We start from the raw sequence: 23,572 nt of genomic DNA on the forward strand, positions 1-23,572 counted from the left end.
AACAAAAAACCAATCAAATGATTGAATTATAGTATTTATTTTAATCAAATAGTCACTTAAACAAATAAAAGCCTATTATTTATTTCACATCGTCAATTTTAATTAGCTTATCCTCTAACTAAAACATTTATCATATTAACTATATTTAACTCACTTGCTATTTGGAATATTGACTCAATGAATAACGTTAATTCACAGCACCAAAATAAATCAAATTGCAATCATCATAATTAGATTATTGCTTATGCTTTCACTTAACAATAAACTGAGCTTAATTAAATTTATAAACAAGAGGTTAACGCATGGAAATTAATATTAAGTTATCTGATGACCCACTTTCTCAGCTCCCTGAAAAATCATATGAATCCTTCATTGCAGAACTGAAAGCTCGCGTTTTAGAAGTCTACCCTGGTAGTTATCTATTGATTACTCATGATAATGGCCCAACAACCTTTCAAACTAAAGGCTTTCATGACGATAACGAAGCACATATTGTTTTACATGAACTTGTCGAAGATGTATTAAAACATGGTCATTGGTTAAAACAATAAGCTCTCTGTGAGGTTATGAATAGAACCAGCAGTGGTCTGCATGATCGCTAGCTGGTTGTTTTAACTCTCCTATATTTCAATAACGCTCTTCCAATATTTATCCAAACTCTGATCAAGATCATACTTAATCTTAACTTTCACCAAAATAAGTGGAAATCGCTTTACCTCACACCGTTATATGATAATGTATATAACGTAATTTTCATTTACATTGCTTTTGCTAATTATAGCGGCCAGTATTTATACTGGCTCTTTTTTATGAAATCATGCTAAAACCCATTCGACATCCCCCGTTTTAGGTCTAATCTGCTATAGTATTTCTCTAATACCAGATAGAGTTATTATTCATTGTGTGCAAAATAGAGGTATGACTATGAAGCGTTTATTACTGGCTTTTTGCCTGGCCCCAGCCCTTGTTATGGCTGATAATGCCCCATTAAATATTAGTGAGATAGCCAACGATTATTGTGAAATCACAGGTCAAGCACTAAGTGAAGCATACAGCACTGACAAAACTAGCAGTGAATTAACCCAAGAAACCATTGCTAAACTGAAAAGTGAAAATGTCGATCTCAAGCAATTAGCCACTGTTGAGTCAGACCTCCGCAAAAATCTAACTTCAGCGATTGATACCGTACGTAGCAATAAATCTAAATTTGCTAATGAAGCTGACTTCAATAAATCATTAAATGATTCTGTTTCAGCTTGTAAAATTCAAACTGAACTTCTTTTGAATAAATCTTAATCATTTAATTTTTCTAGGAAACAAAAAAGCGCTCAACTTTTACTTTGAGCGCTTTTTTATCAATTAGCTTGTTTTTTAACACACAACTGTTCAATAGAAAATTGTAACTCCGGTGTTTCACTAATAATCAGCTGCCCATGTTCAGAAAAACTCCCTTCCTTAACAATCACATTCGCAACAAATGGCAGAGCGTCGTCTTGGGAAGATAAATGGTATAAGCCACAAACTCGATAACTCTCCCCTTCCTTAAACTCATTTTTTTGTACTATTTCAACATCACTAAACTCAACTGCTGATGAGTTGCCGAATTTCTTTTCCACCAAGCTTTGTGCTTCATTTTTAACATCTGAATCACCAATACTCGTATAAGAATGGTATGCAAATACTCCTAAAGCCAATAGCAGTACAATCAGTAATTTTGTTTTTATACGCTTCAACGCATCACCCTTTCTACTTTATGATAAATCGAACTAGTATAAATGGATTATATCAGTTTGAATAAACAATTTGAGCTTTTGGCTCTACTATTTGATATTCCCCCTAACCAATTGCTATTTTCTCATAAAACTCGAACTTTAATATTGAAAACTATTCTAAAACCTTCCTATCACTATTGATTCAATTTATATCTATTAACTTAACATTAATAAAAAAAACATTTTTTATTTTGTTAGCTAGTTTTATACTAACCTCTATACTATTAGGCTAATTTAATCTATTTTTATGAAAGAAAAGATCGTTAAAAATCTCGTTAACTTAACTCATGGCAATAACAATGATGTTAAAATAGCTGCAATAAATGCATTAGGTGATTATATTTGTTCAATTGAACAAGAAGCCGCCATCGATAGACTGTTAGTATTATGTGATGATTATAATAAAGATATTGCCGTTGCATCAATTATATCAATCAGTAAACTCGCTAAGTTTTTCAATGAAAAACAATAAAACAAAACCAACAGAGAATTATAATTTAACCTCACTCTCATTTCATTAACAAACTATTTTCATTGTGAAGAAATAATGAATATAAAGTGATTGAATTATGGTTTATTCATTTAGATAAGTAAATGTAATTGAATTACATAATTAGAATGGCAGAATGATAATTAATAAATATTCTAAAGGAGATATCACATGAATATATTAAAGCCATTAATTCTTAGTGCAAGTTTAATCGCTATCAGTTTTTCAACATTTGCTTACCCAGGGGATGGGAATGGTTCATGGCACCGTGGTGGGTACCAAAATCAACACCAATATAATGATAGACCTTGTGATAATTATCGTCACTCTAATTATGCAAATCGTCACCGTGGTATGATGCAATATTCAACATCAATTCAAACAGCTCAGCCAGATGAAACACTGAAAAAAATTGCTGCAGATGCTCCTAAAGGAGAAAATGGTAAACAATATATGGTTAAAGTTGCAGTTGTAGAAATTACGCCTAATACCCCTGTACAAGGTCAGTAATTTTTACCAAGGGTAGAATAACACTACCCTTGGTATTATTTTATATTCCGATTGGCTGGTAACCTTGCCACTGAGGAATAAAGTGATTTCCATTTTTATTTTCAGTTAGATGTATATAAAAATCACCAACTTGTTGTAGTAATAAGCAATCATCCACATCTTTCAAATTATCTTTATGTTGTTGCTGACTATTTGTTAATAGCGCCTGAAGTGCTTTTTGTTTAGCCTCATGTGCAGTTTTAGCAACGAATAAATCAAACTCGTGTAATTCCGCAAGGTTGCTTGGAATATATCCACCTACATTAACAAAATAAAGGCGATATTCACTTGTTGAGGGTTCTTTTCGTAATTCTATTTCAAACCCATCGGCCCAATTAATCACTGCATAGCCATCAATATGGTTCTTGTCTTTATCACCAAACCAATTTTCTCTTAATGTCGGCCAAGCATCTGTAGGTTGCTCTGCTGCCACAAACTGAACATCATGTACTTCAATATTAGATTTACCTGCGTTACCACCCACATAAAACATGTATAGCTTCATTATTGTTCCTATTATAGCCAAATAATCATCATATAAATTATTATATAACGAATTTAATTCATAGCACAATTACTTATTATTCTAGTCACTCCCGAGTTAAAAATTTTATCTTTTAATATCAATTAAATAGATAATATTAAATTTCCTATGCAATGATTTGAAATAGTTAACCCAAACAATCAAATGAATAAAAAGTCATTTTATATATATAATTATTTACTTTGAGATAATTATGAGTAATCTAATACATTCAAAAATAATAATTTCAGGGAATAACTATGGATCGTCGTTCATTTCTTAAATCCAGCTCATTAGTGGCTGGTGGGCTTGCGCTTAATTCATTGTTTAATCATGCGGTTGCACAAAATAGTAACATTGTCTTACCGAGTGAAAAACACCCATTACTATTGAATTTCAATGAAAACTCATTAGGGATGTCCGAAAAGGCTAAAGAAGCTATCATTAAAGCATTACCTAATGCATTCCGCTACCCTGATGATGCTCGTGCTGAATTACAGCAGAATATTGGTGAGCTCTACAGTTTATCCGATAAGAACATTAGTATAGGCAATGGTTCATCTGAAACCATTCAAGCCACTGTCGCGATGTTGGCAAATAAAGCGAAGAAACGCGGTATCAATATTCAGCTTGTCACACCTGACCCAACATTCAATTATGCGGAGCTATACTCCCTACCATTAGGGGTGACGATAACGAAAATTCCTTTAAAAACCGATTTATCATTTGACTTAGCAAAAATGGAACAAGCCGCTAATGACTTTGATGGTTTATCAATGGTCTATATTTGTAACCCAAATAATCCGACGGCAATGATCACGCCTTATAGCCAGCTTGATAAGTGGCTGAGTAAAGACTCTGACAACACATTTTTTATCGTTGATGAAGCTTACGCTGAATTTGTTGAAGACCCGAACTTTACAAGTGCTATTGAATTAGTCAAAAAAGGTCAAAACAACCTGATTGTCACACGTACCTTCTCTAAAATTTTTGCCTTAGCAGGCTTAAGAGTCGGCTATGGGGTCGCAACTCCCGAAATTATTGCTGCTGTAGATACGTTTTTATCTATTGATAATACTAATACAGCAGGTGCGGTTGCTGCGATTGCATCACTAAAGGATAAATCATTTATTCAATACAGCCTAAAATCCAACGATATATCGAGAAAAATCGTAGAAAAAGCATTAAACGAAATCGGGCTGGAATATGCTCCATCACAGGCTAATTTTATTTTCCATAAAGTTAAAGGGGACGTAAAAACCTATCAACAACGTATGGCTGATGCTCATGTCATGGTAGGTCGTGAATTTCCACCAGCGGTTGGCTGGAATAGATTAACGCTAGGAACCCCCGAGGAAATGCAGCAATTTGTTGTAATACTGAAACAATTCCATAAAAAAGGATGGGTATAAATTAAGTCAAATCCAAAAAGAGCAGCTCAAACTGCTCTTTTTGTTAAAATGGCCCCTTAAATATAAAAAAGGCCCCCGCAAAAATGAGAATAAAACCTATTAAATGATTAATGGTAAAACTTTCACCTAAATATAACACTGAAAAAAGAACAAAAACACAGAGTGTTATCACCTCTTGCATTGTTTTTAATTCAGCTGCACTGTAGTACTGATGCCCTAACCGATTAGCTGGCACCGCAAAACAGTATTCAACCAATGCAATTAACCAGCTAAAGAAAATAACAACATACAGTGGCTTTGTTGTAAATTTTAAATGCCCATACCAAGCAAACATCATAAATACATTTGAAATAACAAGTAAAAATACTGGATAAAGTTTAGTTAACATACTGATTCAATAGACAAAGAATAAATAACCGATATTATGGGGTTAGAAGTAACACATTACAATGTGCTCCCACAAATCCCGCTACTCTTCATATCATAAATTTAAACGTATTTAGCAATCATTACGAGGGAATAATGAATATTAAATATGAATTAATGACACAATCAGATTGTCCTGCTGTGGCTCAATTATTGCAATCTAATTCTGAATCCCAACAAGGTGGGTTACTCGGTGAATATCCTCAAGCTAAAGTCAAGGCTATGTTTTCAGGGAGTCTAACTACTGTTATAGCCAGAGATGGAAATAAAATTATCGCAGTCGTATTTAGCTTTGATCCTCATTCTTCATCCCTACCCGCTATAGCACATTTGATCATTAAACAGCATACGGAAATTATACAGAATAATTGGTTCTATGGCCCTGTTTGTATTGATAGAAATTATAGAGGAAAAAATATTCTAAAGAGCCTTTTTGATAGCGTTTGTTCGTATAACCAAGGAAAGCCTATTGCATTTATCAATGCAGATAATCTTAGGTCCCTTTTTGCACATAAGAAGATAGGAATGAGTAATGTCACTAATTTTGAATTTAATGGCACCTCATATCATTTAATGGTAGGAAATTAATTGTGTACTAATTGGTACATTTTTATTTCAATTTGCTCATTTTTTGCTACATTGTGACAAATTATTGTATGCAGAGGGTCTTTTTATGACAGATTTTATGAGTGCCAACCAAAAAGCATGGGATAAACAAGCAGAATCGCAACTTGCTTGGTCAACCCCCGTTGATTCCAAAACTATCAATGAAGCTAAAAAAGGAAAGTGGCAGGTTCATCTAACTCCAACTCCTGTTGATGACGCTTGGTTAGGTGATGTAAAAGATAAAAAAATTCTCTGCTTAGCCTCTGCTGGGGGACAGCAAGCTCCAGTACTCGCGGCCGCAGGGGCGAATGTGACTGTTTTTGACTTTTCTCAAAAACAGCTTGAGCAAGACAAAATGGTGGCAGAAAGGGATAATTTAACATTAGAGATTGTTCAAGGTGATATGCGCTCATTACACATGTTTGCGAATGAATCATTTGATATTATATTTCACCCTATTTCTAACCTGTATATTCCAGATGTTAACCCAGTCTGGCAAGAATGCTACCGTGTTTTAAAACCAAATGGACGACTGTTATCCAGTTTTTTTAATCCAGTTGTTTTCATTGGAGAACGTGATAAGCGATATGATGAGCAAGGTTTAATAAAACCAAGTCATACTATGCCGTACTCCGAGCTATCTACCCTATCAATAGAGCAAATAGCGCAAAAGCAAGCAAGGCGAGAAGCTTTTGTGTTCGGTCACTCATTAACAGATCTTATTGGGGGGCAAATAAAGGTAGGCTTTTATATCACTGGCTTTAAAGAAGACTGGCAACCTAATCCACGATTTGTCGTTGATAATTATCTGCCCACATTCCTAGCAACGATGGCAGTTAAAACAAATTAATATTATTGGTGCTCGTTTTGTTTGTCACTCAACGAGCTATATTAAATTAGCTTCTTTTACAATACCTGTCCCACACAGATTCAAATTGCTCTGCGGGAATAATATCATCTGTTTTTTCTACAAAAGGAATGGATATCATTACCTTGCCAGCTCTATTTTTATGGAGTCTAACGATAAACCTTTTATAGCCATGGGGTAATTCATTTTCAAAACCAAAGACTTCGCCACAATAATAGCCAGTTTCATCCCCCTCTTCACTTTTGGTCAATACATAGTATTGAACATTTTTATAATTTGCAGCTGAGGGGTAAGCAAGAAAATCTTCGACAGAACTTTTCACTCGACCTTCAGTATCTAACTCAGGATCAAGTTTAATTTCAGTCATAATTCCTGCAATATACGCGCAACCAGCAACTAATAATAATACCAAGGTTCTTAATAACATTTTAACTGTACAACTCAATGGAAAACACTGCTTATCATTATAGTTAATACTTAGATTTTTGCGACTATAGCCCATAAGGCTTAAGCTATCAGCTTATCGTGATAGTTTAGTTTTATCATTATTTACAGTTAATTATTTCTCCCTATGTTATTTATTGAGTGAGTTGCCATATATAAACCAATATTGCTGCTGTTATTATCCAAATAACAGTTGCAATACTTAAACTTCCCCAAGCCGTCATTTTCGTTGCTAGCAAATATACCGTTAATAAATACATTGCATAAGGGATGAGTGACCACAGCCCAAACAATGCCGTTTTTCTTAGTGCTTCTGTGCCTTGTTCTTGTACAACGATAACATGTGCAATTAATGCAAATGTAGGAAATAATGGAACTAAACCTGCAATATAGTAAATTTTACTACGCGAAAATAGTGCAATAATCAATACAGCTAAAGCGCCTAAAAGGCATTTAAAGAATAAAGAAAGCATACCGCACTCAAAGCCAAAGTTTTAAAGGTTGACTATTATTATCACAAATAATTCGTAAATTAACTGTATTCTAAGTAGCAATGTACAACAATTATTTCCTCCCATTCTCTCTCGATCAGTAAAACCCCTTAATTACTTTCAATTTTATGAGCTAAGTCAAATTGTTGGATATAAAGTATCCAGAGTTAGTGCCGATACATTCATTTAGTCCCTACGCCTGATGCTTCCGCGTGACTACATATAACTTTTTAGCTATCGGACAGCTTCGATTTGCTCATGGTTAATCACGTTATGTTTAGAAGTCGTACTTAGTATGCGTTCAAACATACTACTCGATGGTATGAAAGGAAATAATCAATGATGTCTGGTAATTTAAAAAAAATTAATTTTAGTTCACCTAAATTCTCTTTTTCTGGTTTTAAAACGACAACTCTAGTCTGGTTTATTTCAGGCCTGCTTATCGTCCTTCTTCTTTCAACCTGTTGGTTTTTCTTTAGTTCTTTAAAGCAATATCAAGAGACATTATTCAAACTCGACACTATTTATAATGAACAAACACAACTGAATAATACGTGGCAATCTTTATTACAAGCAAGAAACACATTGAATCGCGCTAGCTCTCGTCATTTATTGGTTATCAACAAGATGAAAACATCAAACACTGACATAGATAGCCTCATCGAGTTTTATCATAAAAAAATAACAGAAACAGGAAACTATTGGGATGCATTCACATCCACCTCAATCTATAAAAACGGTGATGAATTTGCTGAACTAGAAAAATCATATAGAGCGTTATATGCTGCATTGAATGAACTTTCTGTATTTTTAGTTCAAGGAAAAACATATGACTTTTTAAACCAACCTACTCAAGGGTTTCAAGATACATTTGAGAAAAACTACGTTAATTATCATCAACAGTTAAATAGTAATTATCATGATATTGCTCTTGCAAGTGAGCAATTGTATAAGCAAAGTTTGATTGGCTTAATCGTTACTATCTCAATCGTTATCCTCGTGACTCTATTTATTCGATTTATTCTACAGCTTTTCTTTATTCGCCCACTAAACCAAGTTATTGATGGTATTGAGAAAGTTAGCCATGGCGTTCTATATCATACCTTTGATAACAAAGGTTTATATGAAATTAAATTACTTAAACAGCATGTATCTAATATGCAAAGTAAGCTGATTGATATCGTTAAAAATATCTATGACAACACTCATCATATAAAAGTTGAGCTTGGAGATATCACCCAGATGAATCACGACCTTTCTATTCGAGCAGATCAACAAGCCGCGGCAATTGTCGAAACCGCAGCCAGTGTCGAAGAACTTGATTCATCTTTTAAATTAAATACAGCTCACACCAACCAATCGTGCCAATTGATGTCAGAGACAAGTGTAACCATTGAAAAAAGCAATGAACTTATTTCTGATGTTGTAGAAAATATGGATGATATCGTCGATTTTTCAAAAGAAATCAGTAAAATCACTTCAACCATTGATAATATTGCTTTTCAAACTAATTTATTAGCATTGAATGCCGCTGTAGAAGCTGCCAGAGTGGGTGAACATGGCAAAGGGTTTGCGGTCGTCGCAAATGAAGTGCGCGAATTATCAATTAGTTGTACTCAAGCATCCAAAGAAATCAAGCTATTGATTAATAATTCAAATGATAAGATTAACCACTGTTTCCAATTAGCAGCGGATGCAAATGACAATATCGTTTCAATTGCACAAGACACATCTAATATCAATGAAATGATCCAAAGTGTTGCGCTTGCCTCAAATGAACAAACCCATGGGGTGAGTCAAATACATCTAGCAATCAATGAATTAGATAACACCACTCAAGCGAATGCAGCTATGACTCGTGAGTTGCAATCATCCTTAAAAGCTTTAGAAGCTCAATCAGATCTATTAGAAGATATTATGTCTATTTTTCATACAGAGCCAACCAATCCCCATGAAACAGGTGATGAAATTCAACAAGAAGTAAAGAAGTAAAAAAATTTGCCTAGCAATGTATAAGCTTATATCGCAATTTATTTAGGAGGTTGACTCTCGATAGTCGCCTCCGACCTTTTTTATAATTTTCTCATATTCCTCTCATTTCCTCATTTTTTATAATTATATTTTATCGCCATTTAGTAATTTGTTACTGTTTATCTGATACAACAGATTACGATTACTTCTATTAAACATGAGCTCATGATGACAATAAAAATTACTGTTCTTGTAGATAATAATACCCTGATTGATAGTTATTTTTGTGGTGAACCCGGTGTTTGCTACTATATCGAAGCTGATGATAAAAAAATATTATTCGATACAGGTTATTCAGATATATTTATTGATAATGCGAATATTTTACATATTGATCTTGCCGATATTACTGACCTGGTGCTTTCTCACGGCCACAATGATCATACATGGGGCTTAGGTCACCTAATTCAACACTTTGACCACCGTAACATTGAAGCACCTGAAACTAAACACCTGATATACCATCCGGATGCGCTAATTCCCAAAAAATTTCAATCTAAAGTCATCGGGACAAATACATCTAAAGACATTTTAGCTTCTTATTTTCATTGTATAGAAGCGACAAAACCATACTATCTTTCTGAAAATATAATTTTTTTAGGCCAAATTCCTAGACTCAATAGTTTTGAGGGAAAAGAGCCAATTGGTACTACACTCGACTTCAATCATAATATCATTGATGACTATGTGTTTGATGACTCAGCACTTGCAATTAAAACGTCTGAAGGCCTAATTGTAATAACGGGTTGCTCTCATTCTGGAATTTGTAATATTACTGAATATGCAAAGCATGTAACTGGCATAAATAATATTGTCACTGTCATAGGTGGATTTCATTTACAGCAAGCATCAAAAGAAATTTTGGAAAAAACAGGTAATTACTTTAACCAGCAGGATATAAAATTTATACACCCATGCCACTGTACAGATCTCAACGCAAAAATACATTTGGCAAAATATGCACCAGTACAAGAAGTTGGTACTGGATTACAGTTAATTTACCCAAGTTAATATAAGATAGAATAGAAGTAAGGTAAAACCTTGTTTTAATATAGGTTTTACCCACAATAGTAGTATTCAGTATTGTACAAGCAATAAAGATTTAGGTTCTTGAGCCTAAATCTTCATCAGTATTATTACCTTTAACCATTCTTGTTAATTCTTCGCAACGGGTAATTTTTCCATCTTCTATTTGAAAACAAGCGAATACCTCAAATTCACTTACTGAACCATCTTTTTTAGTGGCTTTTGCCAGATGTTGAGTATGAACACATCCATCCCCCTCTGCGATAGATTTAATAGTAATAACAATCGACTCAGTGGCTTCTTTCAATACCTGCAGATGTGCAATAAATTCATTAAAATCAATTTGTTTTCCATCAACAACTTGAATATATTTATCCGAAAAATACTGTTTAGCCACAGGCAATGAACCAATATTCTCACCCAATACCGCATTTAATGCTTGTATTACCCACTGTGCATTAGTCATCTTTTATCCCTTACATTAAAAAGATTATTTATAGCTGTTATGGGAGTAATATTTTATATTTCAAGTCAAAACCGATTTAATTATCTTTTTAATTATGTTCCTATACTATACTTCAATAATTTCCCATTTGTCCGTGAGATAATCTATAAAATAATACTCGTTTTTACTCTTATTATGTTTTTGTATTCAGTCAAAACCTTACATTCATCTCGCCAACTTTAGTTTGATTTATGTATTATTCTCAATAAGTTAATCATAAGCATTAGATATCATGTAGTTACACTCACTTGGAATTAGGTTCTAAAAAAAGAAATTAATATTAAAAAACAATTAGTTGCTTAGTAATTTCAAACGCAAGCCCCCCCTGTAAAACATTTATTTTAATTTTATGCTTACTCTGATTTGGATTAATCCTTAATCACTGGTATTATCTGATAGCCTATCTAAACAACAGGCACCTTATAACAATAACTATAAATATACATTTCCATTAGATACCCCTGCTTGCAGGGGCTTTTTTTTGCTAAATGATGGCATACCTTAGAAACAACGCCCTTCAATAACCTGTGATATTTTCCTCATTTTGCTACCCACTAGATCTTATTGGATAAATCGGACGATTATTCAACGGAATAGGCATCTATCATGGATACTATAGGTGATGACGTCTCCATAACTTAAACTTAAGTAATAAATCGTGAGAAATTTATATATTTATTATGATAATTTTAAGAACAATGACAGTTACAATTTTTAACTATTTGTAAAGGAAATAAACATGCAATTAGAGTAAATTAATTAATAATTATAATTTACATAAAAGGTACTTTTATGCGATTTAATCTAACTCAAGTAAATATATTAGAAGAAAATACAAAAGTTACAGGCTTGCATATAACTTTGATCGGTGACGACAACTCCACTCATACACTTAAAATGGATATCAAAGGGTTGGATACCATGAATATGAGTTTAAGAGACATAGAAAAATATGCTATTAAACAACTTAAACATAGCTTTGAACATTGCTCTAATGGTTGAGACTTATTACCTAGCTTAGGTAATAATAAGTTTTATTGCCATATAAATAAAATTTTTTACTATTCATCTGGGTATTGAAGGGTTTTGTATATTTCTTCCGCATAATTTTATGCAGCATATATTTCAATTATTTTCACCTGCATCAAAATAAATCACCCAACTTATATCAAATATTCAATCAACTTCAACTTAACTCTTTATAATATTGAGTTCTGCATCGCTATCATGTTATCTCAATAGATTTTTTATATTTATTCTATTATACAATGAGTTAATGCTAATATATTGTCTATACTTCTTGTTAAATTTTGACCAATCAATAAGATCCCCATGCAAAATAAAAATACCGATTCAGTTGAGCAAGCTATCCTGGTATACCTTGTCAATTCTTTCACACAAAATAATTCTGGTGGTAACCCAGCAGGTGTTGTCCTCAACCCGCCAAAACTCAGCACTTCACAAAAAATTGCTATTGCGCGGCAGGTCGGTTTTTCAGAAACTGCATTTGTCTATAACGGCGAAGAAACTGATTTTATAGTAGATTTCTATACTGCTGAAGGTGAAGTTGATTTTTGTGGTCATGCCACATTAGCTGTGTTTTCTACTTTAGCTTCACTTAAGCAACTTACTGATGGGCTTTACACTCAAAAAACCAAAGCAGGTATTCTGAGCGTGTCTGTTAGCCCAAATAACATCGTTATGGAGCAAACACTACCAACCTTACGCAATGGGCCCAGTATCAATGAAGTAGCAACAGCCCTTGGCATAACTAACGAAGTTATTGCTGAAACAGGCTTACCTATCATGATAGTTTCAACAGGGTTACCCGACATTATTATTCCAGTTAAAACTGGTCATTTAGATTTGCTACAGCCTAATTATGAGGCAATAGCAAGGCTAAGTCGTGAATTCAAAGCTATCGGTTTTCATGTATTTGAGCTAAACCATAACTCTTCGACCACAGCACATTGTCGAAATTTCGCACCGCTCTACGGAATAAATGAAGAATCAGCAACAGGCAGTGCTAGCGGAGCCCTTGGTTGCTATTTGGTCAATTATGTTTTACCAAATGAAACTCATTTTTTGTTTGAACAAGGTCGTGCAATGGGATGCCCGTCATTAATTCAAGTAACAATTAACTCGCAAACAAAAAATATTATTCAGGTAGAAGTTGGTGGTCAAGCTGCTCTGATGGGTACGCAAATAATTCATATTTAGCCAGAAATGCAATATGCTCAGCCATAGGTTATGATTTAATTATCTAATAATACAATGAGGCTCACACATGCAAGATTGGAACCCAGACTTGTACCTACAATTTAAGCGGGAAAGAACTCGTCCATCATACGACTTACTCAGTCATATTCATGTCTCTAACGCATGTAATTTAACTGATTTAGGTTGTGGGCCCGGTAATTCAACTCAGATACTTCGTGAAATGTATCCATTAGCAAGAATAATGGGAGTTGATAATTCTCCCGCTATGTTAGTTGAAGCGAGAAAGAATCTTCCTGATTGCCAGTTTACAGAAGCGAACATCACAACCTGGGTTCCTGAAACCAAGCAGGACCTTATATTTGCCAATGCATCCTTACAATGGTTACCTGATCACAAGGTATTATTTCCTCACCTAGTTAACCAACTACAAAGTGGCGGTATTTTAGCCATTCAGATGCCAAATAATTGGAATGAACCCACGCATGCTTTAATGCGCAAAGTAGCCAATGAGCAATCCATTTCTGCGGTATATAGAACAGCACTTTTATCAATAACTGAATATTATGATTTGCTTTCAGCTACTACCTGCTCTGTTGATATATGGCAAACAACTTATTACCATGTCATGCCATCTATTGGTTCAATCATTGATTGGTTAAGAGCAACAGGGTTAAGGCCTTACCTTGAAAACTTAAATGAAAAGCAAAAAGAGCAATTTCTCGCACGTTATCATGAATTATTAACAAAAACTTACCCAAAACAAGATAATGGCTATGTTTTAATGCCATTTCCTCGATTATTTATCATTGCTAAAAAGCTTAACTAGCTAGTATAGAAACTTTTCCTAAGGATGGGGTAATCTAGCAAGATAATAAACTGTTATGCTGTTAACTTATAACTATCTTCGATTAACTCTTTGAGTTCACTATCGGTAAGGCTCCCTGGTAGCTTTATCGTAATCCAATGCTCTTTATTCATATGATATGCCGGATAAATATCGTCTTTTAACCGCAATGAGCCAATGAGTTCAGGGGGAGCTTTAAGGTTGACGATATTAACCATCTCTTCATTTTTATTTGTATCTAATTTATTTGATGAAATGCGCATAATAACTGCAAACCATTTTGCGTTATTTCTTCTCCTAAAAACAATATACTCAGGGAACTTCCCCCAAGGGGTCTCAGGATCCACGCCATAATTATGCTGAATATAATCAACCAATTCACTTCGGTTCATGTTATCACTCCAGTTCATTAATGAGCTTCAGCCATATCAGCCATCCTCACTATTGCATTTCTTCTAGTTCACTACCTTTTTTTTCAAAAAGCGTGACTTCGGGTTACACAGTATCTGCATATAGTTATACGTTATATATCACTAAAAAGCAGTATAGCTGTATGAATTCCAACATTGTATCCCTCAAGAAATAGTTTCATACTGAAACATAAAGTGAAAATTTAACCTCCATAATTAATCTCCTCAAGTATATAAAATCACTGCCGATACTCTAAATAATTGCGGCTAGATTTAATATAAGCACATTATTATTTACGATAAAATCAGCACATAAGAAAATTTTCCAGATTGTTTTATCACTAGTAAACCAGTTATATTGTAACAAAATATTTCAATTGATAATATTTTATTTCAAAAATGATACAGCGTTGTAAATGATAATATTATTATATGTATAAATTAAATAAGAAAAATCGAATGTAAATACAAAATAAATAAAATACTAAACAATAAGCATAATTTAATCATTGAAGTTAATATTCAAGATACCATAAAAAATGAAACCGCAAATACTCTTATTGCGTGTATTTGCAATTGCCACTTCATTTGCCTTGTAATATTTTAAAAACAAGAAATATCAAATTAATTGTTATTTATCATGGAATTAAGTCCAAACAAAAATAAAATCAAACGATTGATTTTTTCGTATCAATCGTTTATACCGATGAAAAATATTCCATCAAGCGTTATAAACGATTGTACTTAATATTATTATTTGACTAATTTTTATCTCAGAAAATTCTTACTCACTATAGAGGTTAATATGGATCGTGCTATTTTAAATAGCAAAGTAAACATCTTAATTGGAAATTATTTACGACAAAAACGCATTGAAAATGACCTGACCGGAGAAGACATAAGCAAATTACTTCATGTCAGCCAACAGCAGGTTTCACGCTATGAAAATGGTATTAATACTATATCATTCAGCCTAATTTTACTATTTTTAATAAAATTAAATATTAGTGTCGAATCCTTCTTTGTTTCTTTATTAAAAGAATTAGAGAGTGATGGCGAAATTATTAATTTAGGATTGCGTTTATATTCAAATTCATTGCCACGTAGAAATCAATACCTTTATCTGTAAATAAATTTAAATAAAATACTGCGCTAACACCAATATAATAGATAGAAAGATAATAATGAAAAAAACCACACAAAGAAATAAGAACCTTGGTGAATATATAAGAAACATTAGAGTAAATAAAAAAATATCAGCTCATGAAATGGCGGATAGTCTAAATATTACAGACAGCCATTATAACGAATATGAAAGTGGAAATGCTTCAATTTATGCAGATCATCTAATAATCATATCTAAAATATTTAATATACATATAAACGTATTTTTAAATGTTTATCTGAGAAATTAAACAATATCTCCCGCGTTAGAAGGCTTGCTCCTGCTAGCCTTTTAACCTTCCTCCCATAATTTTCTTTATTCTTAGACTTGAAACTAAGCCATTAAGTTGAGTAAAACTTAGGATTCATCTTCTGGCACTAAACTAACCATAAACAGAACTCATGGTGCTGCTCTGTTCGAGGAACAGACATTGCTAACAGCATTCTATGTGAATGAACGGGGGAGCATGCCAAAGTTAAAAAAGGAATTTGATGAAGTAAATCACACTTTATTGTACTGTACATACCCATATTTAAATTGTGTGTTAACATTAACCTTGTAAATACCTTTCAACTCAACCCGAGGCTTTGATGCTGGAGAATGTAATCATCCGATAATCAGTTTATCGACCTTTTCAGGCCGAACTGATTATCAATGCGCTGAAATCGAATGCGAACACCGCAGTGTGTTTGCGAGTTTTGCACATGATGATTAAACAGGTTTTCCAGTATGAATTTATCCCGTCAGGAACAACGTATCTTACACGTTCTCGCTAAAGGTGGTCGTATCGCGCACGTCCGCGATGCGTCTGGTCGCATCACCGCCGTTGAATGCTACACCCGTGAAGGGCTGTTGCTCACCGACTGCACCCTCTCCACTTTCAACAAACTCAAAGCCAAAAAACTTATCAAGTCCGTCAACGGTCAGCCGTACCGCATCAACACCACCGGGCTGAATAATGTTCGTGCACAGCTTGATAACCGCTAAGGAGAGCATAATGGATATCAATCCCCTTGATAGGACGCTCGATTTCATCATGATGACGTTTGGGGAACGGAATGTGTTCAGCACAGCGGATGCGTGCACCATCATCAGCCGCTGCGCACTACGGCTGGATCCTAGGGGCCGACTGCTCACTGAAGTCCATACTTTCGAAGAAGTTAAACGTCAGGGAATAACTGAAGCAAACGGTCATACCACCCGTTTCGGCAGCCAGATGACGGCCTTGCGCAATGACGAGTACTTCAGCCTGCTCGATAATGTCGGATTTACCCTGCCCCCTCCTCCTAAAAGACACGACTGGCCAGTCAGCGAGACATTTGAAGGGAAGCTATTTGCTCTTCTGGCTGAAAAAGCAAAAAACTTAGAGGAACTTCCTCTTAATACTCAACACAATAAAAGGAATTCAGCATTGGATATCCCACGTATTTTTACCATAAGTGAAAGCGAACATCGCATCCACAACCCGTTCACCGAAGAGAAGTACGCCACGCTGGGCCGTGTACTACGTATGAAGCCGGATGCTCGCATTCTTGACCTCGGCAGTGGCTCGGGGGAAATGCTTTGTACCTGGGCCCGGGATCACGCCATTACCGGTGTCGGTATCGACATGAGCCAGTTGTTCAGCGAACAGGCTAAACGCCGCGCGGAAGAACTCGGCGTCAGCAGCCGGGTTCAGTTCATACATAACGACGCCGCTGGGTATGTTGCAGAGGAGAAATTCGACGTTGTCGCCTGCATCGGGGCGACATGGATTGCTGGTGGGTTTGCTGGGACCGTCGGGCTGCTGGCTCAGAGCTTAAAGCCGGGCGGATTCATGCTTATCGGCGAACCCTACTGGCGTCAGCTACCAGCAGCGGAAGAGATAGCTCAGGCCTGTGGCGTTAACGCAATAGCTGATTTCCTGACGTTACCTGAACTTATCCGCGCTTTCGACGGCCTCGGCTATGACGTGGTGGAAATGGTACTGGCAGACCAAGAAGGCTGGGACCGGTATGAGGCCGCGAAATGGCTGACCATGCGCCGCTGGTTGGAAGCTAACCCTGACGACGACTTCGCCGCAGAAGTCAGGGCCGAGCTAACGGTCTCGCCGAAACGTCACGTGACTTACACGCGGGAATACATTGGCTGGGGTGTGTTTGCGCTCATCGCCAGGTAACAACAGACTCCCGGTATTTTTTGGAAATACCGGGGCTTCTTCTTTGCATTGAACAAATGTATTGTTCTGCTCCCTATAAACTGGATTACAAAGGATACAAGCTATGTCTGTTGTTAAGGCAGAGCAGAAAATTATATTCAATTTGGCTCTGTGTCCCAGTTGTGTCAGGCCAAAAAGCAAAGTCCATATTGTTTGTGTTTCACAGCTCTTCTCCCTGCATTCTTTTATTTATTCAGCAATACATTTAAAACGCTCAGCCCATTTCTTAGCTTTTAACCACTGGCAATTCATCAAAATTTGTTGTGTAAGCAGGCGATAACATTTCTCTTTTCATTTTGTATCCGCTATCGCCGCCCTTACTAGCAAACCACACTTTACCCTGCCCGCTCTTATTAATGGAGTCTAATGTTTTCATTAGCTCATCGCTATTACGAAATGGCTTTTGTGTTGAAAACATATCAAACTGAGTAACATCTGAATCAGTAAAATCAGATAGTATGATGCCTGCTTTATAATACCGGTAACCGTCACGCCAAATAGTATTTAACCCACGCATTGCTGCATTGATAATATCCCTGGTATCACTGCTGGGGTATACTGATGGAATCAATTGAGTATTGGCTTGACGCACTTTCACAGTTAACTTCGTTGCTACCTTCAACTGATTGGGTTGTAAATATTGAAGACAGCCCTGCCAGTTGGGTCAATGATCGCTGGGTAATGCAATGAAATTAGCCCAAGGACGGGCTAGACAGAAATTAACACTAACTATTTATCTTACTGCTTAAAGCACTCAGATTTTGCTTTATCGTACACCTCGGCCCACTCTTTTCTATCTAAAGTCGGTGTGTTTAGTACAATCGTGGTTACCTGCCAACCTGCATAGCCATCCTCGTATGCAAGTAAACCAGTTACATAAGGACTATTATAGGTGAATGACATTTCATCTGGCGTGTTGTTCTCGTTGGCTTTTTCTTTATAGCGGCTTGTGAGCTCAGCCCGTACATTTTTAAAATCCTCATCAATAGCTTTTTTATCTTTTGATGATTTGCTATAGCTAACCTCGTTCAATCCTATGAAATTATCGCCTGACCTTGGAGTAAAGAACCCTAATTCATACACCCAACTGCCTGTGTGTTCTTCATTAGCCTTAATTAGCTTTAACTTGCTTATTGGGCAACTAACTTCCTCACTAACAATGATGTAATTGCCAGAAATACTTTCTTTGACTTCATCTACCGATGCTTGCCATTTAAACCCGAATGGAGCGGTATCTTTATTATTTTCAGCAACAGAACCAAAGCACGTCATCATTAGCAAACTAGCAACTACGTATCCTTTCATCTCACCATCCCATCAATTAGTTTCAGTAATGTTAGCCTAGCGAGGATGCAAATTGAAGCAAAGCACACTTTCAGATTATGTATTTAAGTGATATTTTATTTTCACTAATTTAATAAGGATGACTGTATGGGTGTAGAATTTCATATTACTCGCGCTGAATGCTGGTTTGATAGTGAAAGCAATCCAATCAGTAGCGATGAGTGGCTAGCTCTTGTTGAACAAGACCCAGAGCTAAAAATAAATGCTATTAACGGTGAGTTTAACGCTTTATGGTTCGGTAATAGCACCTACGAAGAACCTTGGCTTGACTGGTACGAAGGTAGGATTTATACCAAATGGCCTGATACTGCCCTCTATATAAAAATGCTAGAAATCGCCAAAAAACTACATGCTAAAGTAATGGATGATGAATGTGGTATTTATGATAAACCCGAGTCTTGGATATATCCTTAATCGATGCTCATAACAAAAAAACTGCCGAAGCAGGTTAATCATTAGGGCTTAGGTTGCTAATTAGACTCTTAGCTTTATCGCAGTATTCTTCAATATTTGGTATTTCCTTATACTTCGGGTCATCTGCTTTTAACTTACAGCCCATGCTAGCTTCGCCTTGGGAATAAGCCAAAGCAACCATGTTATCAACTAAACGCTTACAAGTACGTATGTTGCCATGTTTTTCAAACGCACCATATAGAAGTGCTTTCTGTCGATTAATACTTGCCGCCATATCTGGCACTACATCATCTTCTGTAATTTCAGGCCGTTCATTAGCGCCAACACTCGCAATGCTGACAAATGAGCTAAACGAAGCTAGACCTAAAAGCAATACCACCAATCCCTTTTTCATACATCACCATATTTAAGTTAAGTACGTAAATTCTAGGATAGATGCAAGCTTCAGGCAATAAAAAGCACATAGAGTGTTATCTCAGCGGGAGTGCAAATTGAAGCAAAGAAACAGGCCGCATGAGCGACCTAATCAATGTTTTTGCTATTTGTTTACTACTTATTGACGTAATTTGCATACAGTATAAGTAATATTGGCATCGCAATAATATCAGCAGCAATAGTAAATGGTGTAATCATAACATTGCCAGCCAATTTCCCAGCACTAAGTGATGTGTATTCCTCTGAAGTATAAAACTCAACCTTATATGATTGGTTTAGCTTAGCATTGGGGGCTGATGGAAGAGTGATCCCGTCCCTATCAAATAAATAGCCACTTATCGAGATTGTTTTAACCCATGACTTATCATTATCAAATCGACTCTCGCTAAAACCTAAATCCTTTAGGCTTTTCTCTTGCTCTGGGCTTAGTGTGTACTTTTTATCTATATAAACAAAGTAACTGTCATTAAATTTTACTAATCCTTCTCTGTGCTCATCTGGCTTTATCTCTACTCTGATAACTCCCTCAGGGTTATTAAATGCTGACAGTGGAATTACTTTAACCAACTCATTTAATTCCATTAATTCAGAAGAGCCATTCGTTAATATATAAATATATTTATCACCTAAAAAACCATAACCTGAGCTAGGAAGGTCTATATCTCTTAATTTTTGATTAGTTAATTTATTTTTTACACTAATATCTTTATATTCAAAAGCCGATGCAATATTATCTTTTAAATCAACATACTCCCTTGTTTTGGTCTCTTTTGCTGCGTTCGAATCCCAAACCGCCGCAGTTACGCACCCAGTAGAACTTAAAATCGATATGCTCAAAAAGCACACTAGTAATTTATTCATTCCATTGCCTCAATAAGTTTAGCTTAAGTTCAACGGATACTAGGTCAACACCTTATTTAGTGCAACAAAAAACCAGCCGAAACAACTTGGTACACTAGGTTTTAATTTTTAAAATTTTCTTGTACTTTTTGATTATTTTCAGAGCCCACTCATAGTGAGAAGATGTTGCTGATACTGCGTAACTCCCCAAGCTTGTAGTTCCTGTCCAATTAAAATGTTTTTTGATGAATAACTCTTCATTTGAAAACTGATTAATCAATTCTAAACATTGCTCATGTGTAATCGCAAGTAAGTTTCTTGATGTATCTAATGGCGTACTTTGATGTTTTTCCCAAAATTTAATATTCATTTCAGGATAGTTTTTCCAATTATATGGCTCAGGTAGAAATGGAATAAAATTACCGTCCAGATTAGATTGAGCCCATTTAATAAATAGGTTATGCCACTCATATAGATGAACTAAACAGTCACGGATTTGACGGTCTCTTCCCTCAAAAGAAAAAATCCCTTTTTGCTCTTCTAATGAAAGCGAATCGATTACATCCATCAATTCGTTATAATTTTTTTCAGCTAATTCTAACAATGCATCTTTAGTAGATGGCCTAGGCATAACTTTCCCCCATAAACTGAACTAAAACTATCCTAGCCTATTAGAGATTCATTAGATATTTTTAGTAACAAAAACTGACTAATATTCAGAAACTTCTTGGCCATAAGTCACAGAAAATGACCGATAAATATCATGATGACCGAGGAAAAAATTGGCAGGTTTTAGCTATAAAATAACGATTGTTTTGTAGCCTGTTTTGCAGAAGAGTTTTGCAGGGGTTTTGCAGAAGAATTTTTCTAGGCAAAATAAAACGGGAACTATTAAGCTCCCGTTATTAATCACACTAAGTAATAAATTACATGTGTTTAATGATTGCGTCACCGAATTCGCTACATTTCAGTAATTTAGCGCCTTCTAATTGACGTTCGAAGTCATAGGTTACAGTCTTAGCTTCGATTGCGCCTTCCATACCTTTAACGATTAGGTCAGCCGCTTCAGTCCAACCCATGTGGCGCAGCATCATCTCAGCAGAAAGGATGATAGAGCCTGGGTTAACTTTGTCTTGGCCTGCATATTTAGGTGCAGTACCGTGCGTTGCTTCAAATAATGCGCATTCAGAACCAATATTCGCACCTGGTGCAATACCGATACCACCAACTTGTGCTGCTAATGCATCAGAAATGTAGTCACCATTTAGGTTCATACACGCGATAACATCATATTCAGCTGGGCGCAGCAGGATTTGTTGTAAGAAAGCATCTGCAATAACATCTTTAACAATGATATCTTTGCCTGTTTTAGGGTTTTTAATTTTAACCCATGGGCCGCCATCTAATAATTCACCGCCGAATTCCTCTTGTGCTAATTGGTATCCCCAATCTTTAAATGCACCTTCAGTGAATTTCATAATGTTACCTTTATGAACTAAAGTCACTGAATCACGGCCGTTATCAATAGCATATTCAATTGCTGCACGAACTAAACGCTTTGTGCCTTCTTCTGAACAAGGTTTAATACCAATACCACAGTCTTGTGGGAAACGGATTTTAGTCACACCCATTTCATCTTTCAGGAATTTAATAACTTTGTCTGCTTCTGCACTACCCGCTTTCCACTCAATACCCGCATAGATATCTTCAGAGTTTTCACGGAAAATAACCATATCCGTCAATTCAGGTTGTTTAACTGGGCTTGGCGTGCCTTTGTAGTAGCGAACAGGACGTAAACAGATATACAGGTCAAGTTGTTGACGTAGTGCAACGTTCAAGGAACGAATACCACCACCAACAGGAGTTGTTAAAGGACCTTTAATTGAAACACGGTAATCACGGATTAAATCGAGGGTTTCTTCTGGTAACCAAACATCTTTACCATAAATTTGTGTAGATTTTTCACCGGTGTAAACTTCCATCCAAGAAATTTTGCGCTCACCGTTGTAGGCTTTTTTAACTGCCGCATCAACCACTTTTAACATTGCTGGTGTAACATCGATACCAATGCCGTCACCTTCGATATAAGGGATAATTGGGTTGTTCGGAACGTTTAGTTTGCCTTTTGCATCAATGGTAATTTTAGCGCCTTCTGCCGGAACTACTACTTTGCTTTCCATTAACCTCTCCTTTCACTTGCGTATTTTGCTTGTTAATTTTTTGTAAGAGACGTGTCAATACTACTTCAATCTGCGTCGAACGCCAATGATTACTCATCTAAGCTTCAATGCCGATCGCATTTAACGTACTGTTTTATCTTGTAAGTTAATCAAATAACTATTTATAAACACTGTTAAATCAATAAATTAATTTAAGCTTTCCATTATTAGAAATAAATCAAACCACGATGAAAAGTTGTCAACGACGCATTTGAGCGAATGACTTAACTTTTGTTAAAATATTTTCCTAACAACAAATAATACTAGCAAGTTAACTCAAATTAAAAATACGTTCCGCTCACACTATCGTCATCCAAATAAACTCATATGTACTTATTTTT

General features: G+C 35.6%; 29 protein-coding genes and 2 pseudogenes. 18 read left to right on the forward strand and 13 right to left on the reverse strand.

Annotated features, from left to right (window positions below):
- The first annotated feature begins 302 nt into the window (after positions 1–302).
- Together M1F25_RS12480 and M1F25_RS12485 are read left to right on the forward strand one after the other, a co-directional pair.
- Positions 303–551, forward strand: a complete 249-nt coding sequence (locus tag M1F25_RS12480; protein WP_004253462.1) for a DinI-like family protein — start codon at positions 303–305, stop codon at positions 549–551.
- Between the two features lie 373 nt (positions 552–924).
- Positions 925–1,296: a hypothetical protein gene (locus tag M1F25_RS12485; protein WP_036957640.1), complete on the forward strand. Its 372-nt coding sequence runs from the start codon at positions 925–927 to the stop codon at positions 1,294–1,296.
- Positions 1,297–1,355: 59 nt separating this feature from the next.
- Here the strand turns inward: M1F25_RS12485 and M1F25_RS12490 are convergent, their stop codons facing one another.
- Positions 1,356–1,733, reverse strand: a complete 378-nt coding sequence (locus M1F25_RS12490) for a hypothetical protein (protein WP_094960469.1) — start codon at positions 1,731–1,733, stop codon at positions 1,356–1,358.
- A gap of 286 nt (positions 1,734–2,019) precedes the next feature.
- On the opposite strand from M1F25_RS12490, the gene M1F25_RS12495 reads away from it, so the two are divergent.
- Together M1F25_RS12495 and M1F25_RS12500 are read left to right on the forward strand one after the other, a co-directional pair.
- Positions 2,020–2,244 (forward strand): hypothetical protein, encoded by a 225-nt coding sequence (locus tag M1F25_RS12495; protein ID WP_094960468.1) that lies wholly within the window; start codon positions 2,020–2,022, stop codon positions 2,242–2,244.
- Between the two features lie 189 nt (positions 2,245–2,433).
- Positions 2,434–2,772 carry a hypothetical protein gene (locus tag M1F25_RS12500; RefSeq protein WP_004253447.1) on the forward strand — a complete coding sequence of 113 codons (339 nt, stop codon included), beginning with the start codon at positions 2,434–2,436 and terminating at the stop codon, positions 2,770–2,772.
- 40 nt (positions 2,773–2,812) lie between these two features.
- On the opposite strand, the gene M1F25_RS12505 is transcribed toward M1F25_RS12500, so the two are convergent.
- Complete coding sequence (locus M1F25_RS12505; RefSeq protein WP_181488044.1) at positions 2,813–3,316, reverse strand: DUF1543 domain-containing protein; 504 nt, start codon at positions 3,314–3,316, stop codon at positions 2,813–2,815.
- A 278-nt stretch (positions 3,317–3,594) separates the two neighbouring features.
- Between M1F25_RS12505 and M1F25_RS12510 the strand changes: the two genes are divergently transcribed.
- Positions 3,595–4,746, forward strand: a complete 1,152-nt coding sequence (locus M1F25_RS12510; RefSeq protein ID WP_181488046.1) for a pyridoxal phosphate-dependent aminotransferase — start codon at positions 3,595–3,597, stop codon at positions 4,744–4,746.
- Positions 4,747–4,789: 43 nt separating this feature from the next.
- Here the strand turns inward: M1F25_RS12510 and M1F25_RS12515 are convergent, their stop codons facing one another.
- On the reverse strand, positions 4,790–5,134 hold the full coding sequence (locus M1F25_RS12515) for a DMT family protein (protein ID WP_004253438.1): 345 nt from the start codon (positions 5,132–5,134) through the stop codon (positions 4,790–4,792).
- A 134-nt stretch (positions 5,135–5,268) separates the two neighbouring features.
- Here M1F25_RS12515 and M1F25_RS12520 point away from each other — a divergent pair, with 134 nt between their 5' ends.
- Both M1F25_RS12520 and M1F25_RS12525 read left to right on the forward strand, forming a co-directional pair.
- On the forward strand, positions 5,269–5,760 hold the full coding sequence (locus M1F25_RS12520; protein ID WP_096863884.1) for an N-acetyltransferase: 492 nt from the start codon (positions 5,269–5,271) through the stop codon (positions 5,758–5,760).
- An 85-nt stretch (positions 5,761–5,845) separates the two neighbouring features.
- Positions 5,846–6,628, forward strand: a complete 783-nt coding sequence (locus M1F25_RS12525; RefSeq protein WP_153673356.1) for a class I SAM-dependent methyltransferase — start codon at positions 5,846–5,848, stop codon at positions 6,626–6,628.
- A gap of 46 nt (positions 6,629–6,674) precedes the next feature.
- Here the strand turns inward: M1F25_RS12525 and M1F25_RS12530 are convergent, their stop codons facing one another.
- Both M1F25_RS12530 and M1F25_RS12535 read right to left on the reverse strand, forming a co-directional pair.
- Positions 6,675–7,013 carry a hypothetical protein gene (locus tag M1F25_RS12530; RefSeq protein ID WP_226616956.1) on the reverse strand — a complete coding sequence of 113 codons (339 nt, stop codon included), beginning with the start codon at positions 7,011–7,013 and terminating at the stop codon, positions 6,675–6,677.
- A 211-nt stretch (positions 7,014–7,224) separates the two neighbouring features.
- On the reverse strand, positions 7,225–7,563 hold the full coding sequence (locus M1F25_RS12535) for a GlpM family protein (protein ID WP_004253427.1): 339 nt from the start codon (positions 7,561–7,563) through the stop codon (positions 7,225–7,227).
- 357 nt (positions 7,564–7,920) lie between these two features.
- On the opposite strand from M1F25_RS12535, the gene M1F25_RS12540 reads away from it, so the two are divergent.
- Entirely contained in the window at positions 7,921–9,573 is a 1,653-nt protein-coding gene (locus M1F25_RS12540; protein ID WP_112308353.1) for a methyl-accepting chemotaxis protein, read from the forward strand.
- Positions 9,574–9,780: 207 nt separating this feature from the next.
- Complete coding sequence (locus M1F25_RS12545; RefSeq protein ID WP_181488048.1) at positions 9,781–10,623, forward strand: MBL fold metallo-hydrolase; 843 nt, start codon at positions 9,781–9,783, stop codon at positions 10,621–10,623.
- A 91-nt stretch (positions 10,624–10,714) separates the two neighbouring features.
- Here M1F25_RS12545 and M1F25_RS12550 read toward each other — a convergent pair whose 3' ends face one another.
- Complete coding sequence (locus tag M1F25_RS12550) at positions 10,715–11,104, reverse strand: nuclear transport factor 2 family protein (RefSeq protein WP_096863880.1); 390 nt, start codon at positions 11,102–11,104, stop codon at positions 10,715–10,717.
- An 831-nt stretch (positions 11,105–11,935) separates the two neighbouring features.
- Between M1F25_RS12550 and M1F25_RS12555 the strand changes: the two genes are divergently transcribed.
- The 3 genes from M1F25_RS12555 to tam all read left to right on the forward strand — a co-directional run bounded on the left by M1F25_RS12555 (position 11,936) and on the right by tam (position 14,189).
- Positions 11,936–12,145 (forward strand): hypothetical protein, encoded by a 210-nt coding sequence (locus M1F25_RS12555; RefSeq protein ID WP_094960461.1) that lies wholly within the window; start codon positions 11,936–11,938, stop codon positions 12,143–12,145.
- A gap of 330 nt (positions 12,146–12,475) precedes the next feature.
- Positions 12,476–13,363: a PhzF family phenazine biosynthesis protein gene (locus M1F25_RS12560; RefSeq protein ID WP_181488050.1), complete on the forward strand. Its 888-nt coding sequence runs from the start codon at positions 12,476–12,478 to the stop codon at positions 13,361–13,363.
- A 67-nt stretch (positions 13,364–13,430) separates the two neighbouring features.
- A complete protein-coding gene (gene tam / locus M1F25_RS12565) occupies positions 13,431–14,189 on the forward strand; it encodes a trans-aconitate 2-methyltransferase (RefSeq protein WP_181488052.1) in 759 nt (252 codons plus the stop codon).
- Between the two features lie 53 nt (positions 14,190–14,242).
- Here the strand turns inward: tam and M1F25_RS12570 are convergent, their stop codons facing one another.
- Positions 14,243–14,599 carry an MmcQ/YjbR family DNA-binding protein gene (locus M1F25_RS12570; protein WP_165119709.1) on the reverse strand — a complete coding sequence of 119 codons (357 nt, stop codon included), beginning with the start codon at positions 14,597–14,599 and terminating at the stop codon, positions 14,243–14,245.
- An 823-nt stretch (positions 14,600–15,422) separates the two neighbouring features.
- Here M1F25_RS12570 and M1F25_RS12575 point away from each other — a divergent pair.
- The 4 genes and pseudogenes from M1F25_RS12575 to M1F25_RS12590 form a co-directional block, all read left to right on the forward strand.
- Positions 15,423–15,746 (forward strand): helix-turn-helix domain-containing protein, encoded by a 324-nt coding sequence (locus M1F25_RS12575; RefSeq protein WP_004253408.1) that lies wholly within the window; start codon positions 15,423–15,425, stop codon positions 15,744–15,746.
- A gap of 55 nt (positions 15,747–15,801) precedes the next feature.
- Positions 15,802–16,032, forward strand: coding sequence for a helix-turn-helix domain-containing protein (locus M1F25_RS12580; RefSeq protein ID WP_181488054.1), 231 nt, complete (start codon positions 15,802–15,804; stop codon positions 16,030–16,032).
- 479 nt (positions 16,033–16,511) lie between these two features.
- Positions 16,512–16,769, forward strand: coding sequence for a YjhX family toxin (locus M1F25_RS12585; protein WP_094960457.1), 258 nt, complete (start codon positions 16,512–16,514; stop codon positions 16,767–16,769).
- A 40-nt stretch (positions 16,770–16,809) separates the two neighbouring features.
- A pseudogene (locus tag M1F25_RS12590) lies at positions 16,810–17,940 on the forward strand (SAM-dependent methyltransferase); the annotation flags it as partial.
- A 265-nt stretch (positions 17,941–18,205) separates the two neighbouring features.
- Here the strand turns inward: M1F25_RS12590 and M1F25_RS12595 are convergent.
- Positions 18,206–18,577 carry a DUF4113 domain-containing protein gene (locus M1F25_RS12595; protein WP_255254482.1) on the reverse strand — a complete coding sequence of 124 codons (372 nt, stop codon included), beginning with the start codon at positions 18,575–18,577 and terminating at the stop codon, positions 18,206–18,208.
- 140 nt (positions 18,578–18,717) lie between these two features.
- A complete protein-coding gene (locus M1F25_RS12600) occupies positions 18,718–19,284 on the reverse strand; it encodes a hypothetical protein (RefSeq protein WP_004253389.1) in 567 nt (188 codons plus the stop codon).
- 126 nt (positions 19,285–19,410) lie between these two features.
- Between M1F25_RS12600 and M1F25_RS12605 the strand changes: the two genes are divergently transcribed.
- Positions 19,411–19,737 carry a hypothetical protein gene (locus tag M1F25_RS12605; protein ID WP_094960455.1) on the forward strand — a complete coding sequence of 109 codons (327 nt, stop codon included), beginning with the start codon at positions 19,411–19,413 and terminating at the stop codon, positions 19,735–19,737.
- A gap of 34 nt (positions 19,738–19,771) precedes the next feature.
- Here the strand turns inward: M1F25_RS12605 and M1F25_RS12610 are convergent, their stop codons facing one another.
- From M1F25_RS12610 to M1F25_RS12620, 3 genes are all read right to left on the reverse strand, one after another.
- Entirely contained in the window at positions 19,772–20,131 is a 360-nt protein-coding gene (locus M1F25_RS12610; RefSeq protein ID WP_181488056.1) for a hypothetical protein, read from the reverse strand.
- Between the two features lie 155 nt (positions 20,132–20,286).
- Positions 20,287–21,033 (reverse strand): hypothetical protein, encoded by a 747-nt coding sequence (locus tag M1F25_RS12615; protein WP_181488058.1) that lies wholly within the window; start codon positions 21,031–21,033, stop codon positions 20,287–20,289.
- 94 nt (positions 21,034–21,127) lie between these two features.
- Entirely contained in the window at positions 21,128–21,643 is a 516-nt protein-coding gene (locus M1F25_RS12620) for a ClbS/DfsB family four-helix bundle protein (protein WP_112308347.1), read from the reverse strand.
- An 86-nt stretch (positions 21,644–21,729) separates the two neighbouring features.
- Between M1F25_RS12620 and M1F25_RS12625 the strand changes: the two are divergent.
- Positions 21,730–21,819, forward strand: a pseudogene (locus M1F25_RS12625) (hypothetical protein); the annotation flags it as partial.
- A 119-nt stretch (positions 21,820–21,938) separates the two neighbouring features.
- Here the strand turns inward: M1F25_RS12625 and icd are convergent.
- Positions 21,939–23,192 (reverse strand): NADP-dependent isocitrate dehydrogenase, encoded by a 1,254-nt coding sequence (gene icd, locus M1F25_RS12630; protein ID WP_004253371.1) that lies wholly within the window; start codon positions 23,190–23,192, stop codon positions 21,939–21,941.
- Between the last annotated feature and the right edge of the window lie 380 nt (positions 23,193–23,572).

Origin of the sequence: Providencia sp. PROV109 (genome assembly GCF_033681625.1) — a bacterium.
GTDB lineage: Bacteria > Pseudomonadota > Gammaproteobacteria > Enterobacterales > Enterobacteriaceae > Providencia > Providencia hangzhouensis.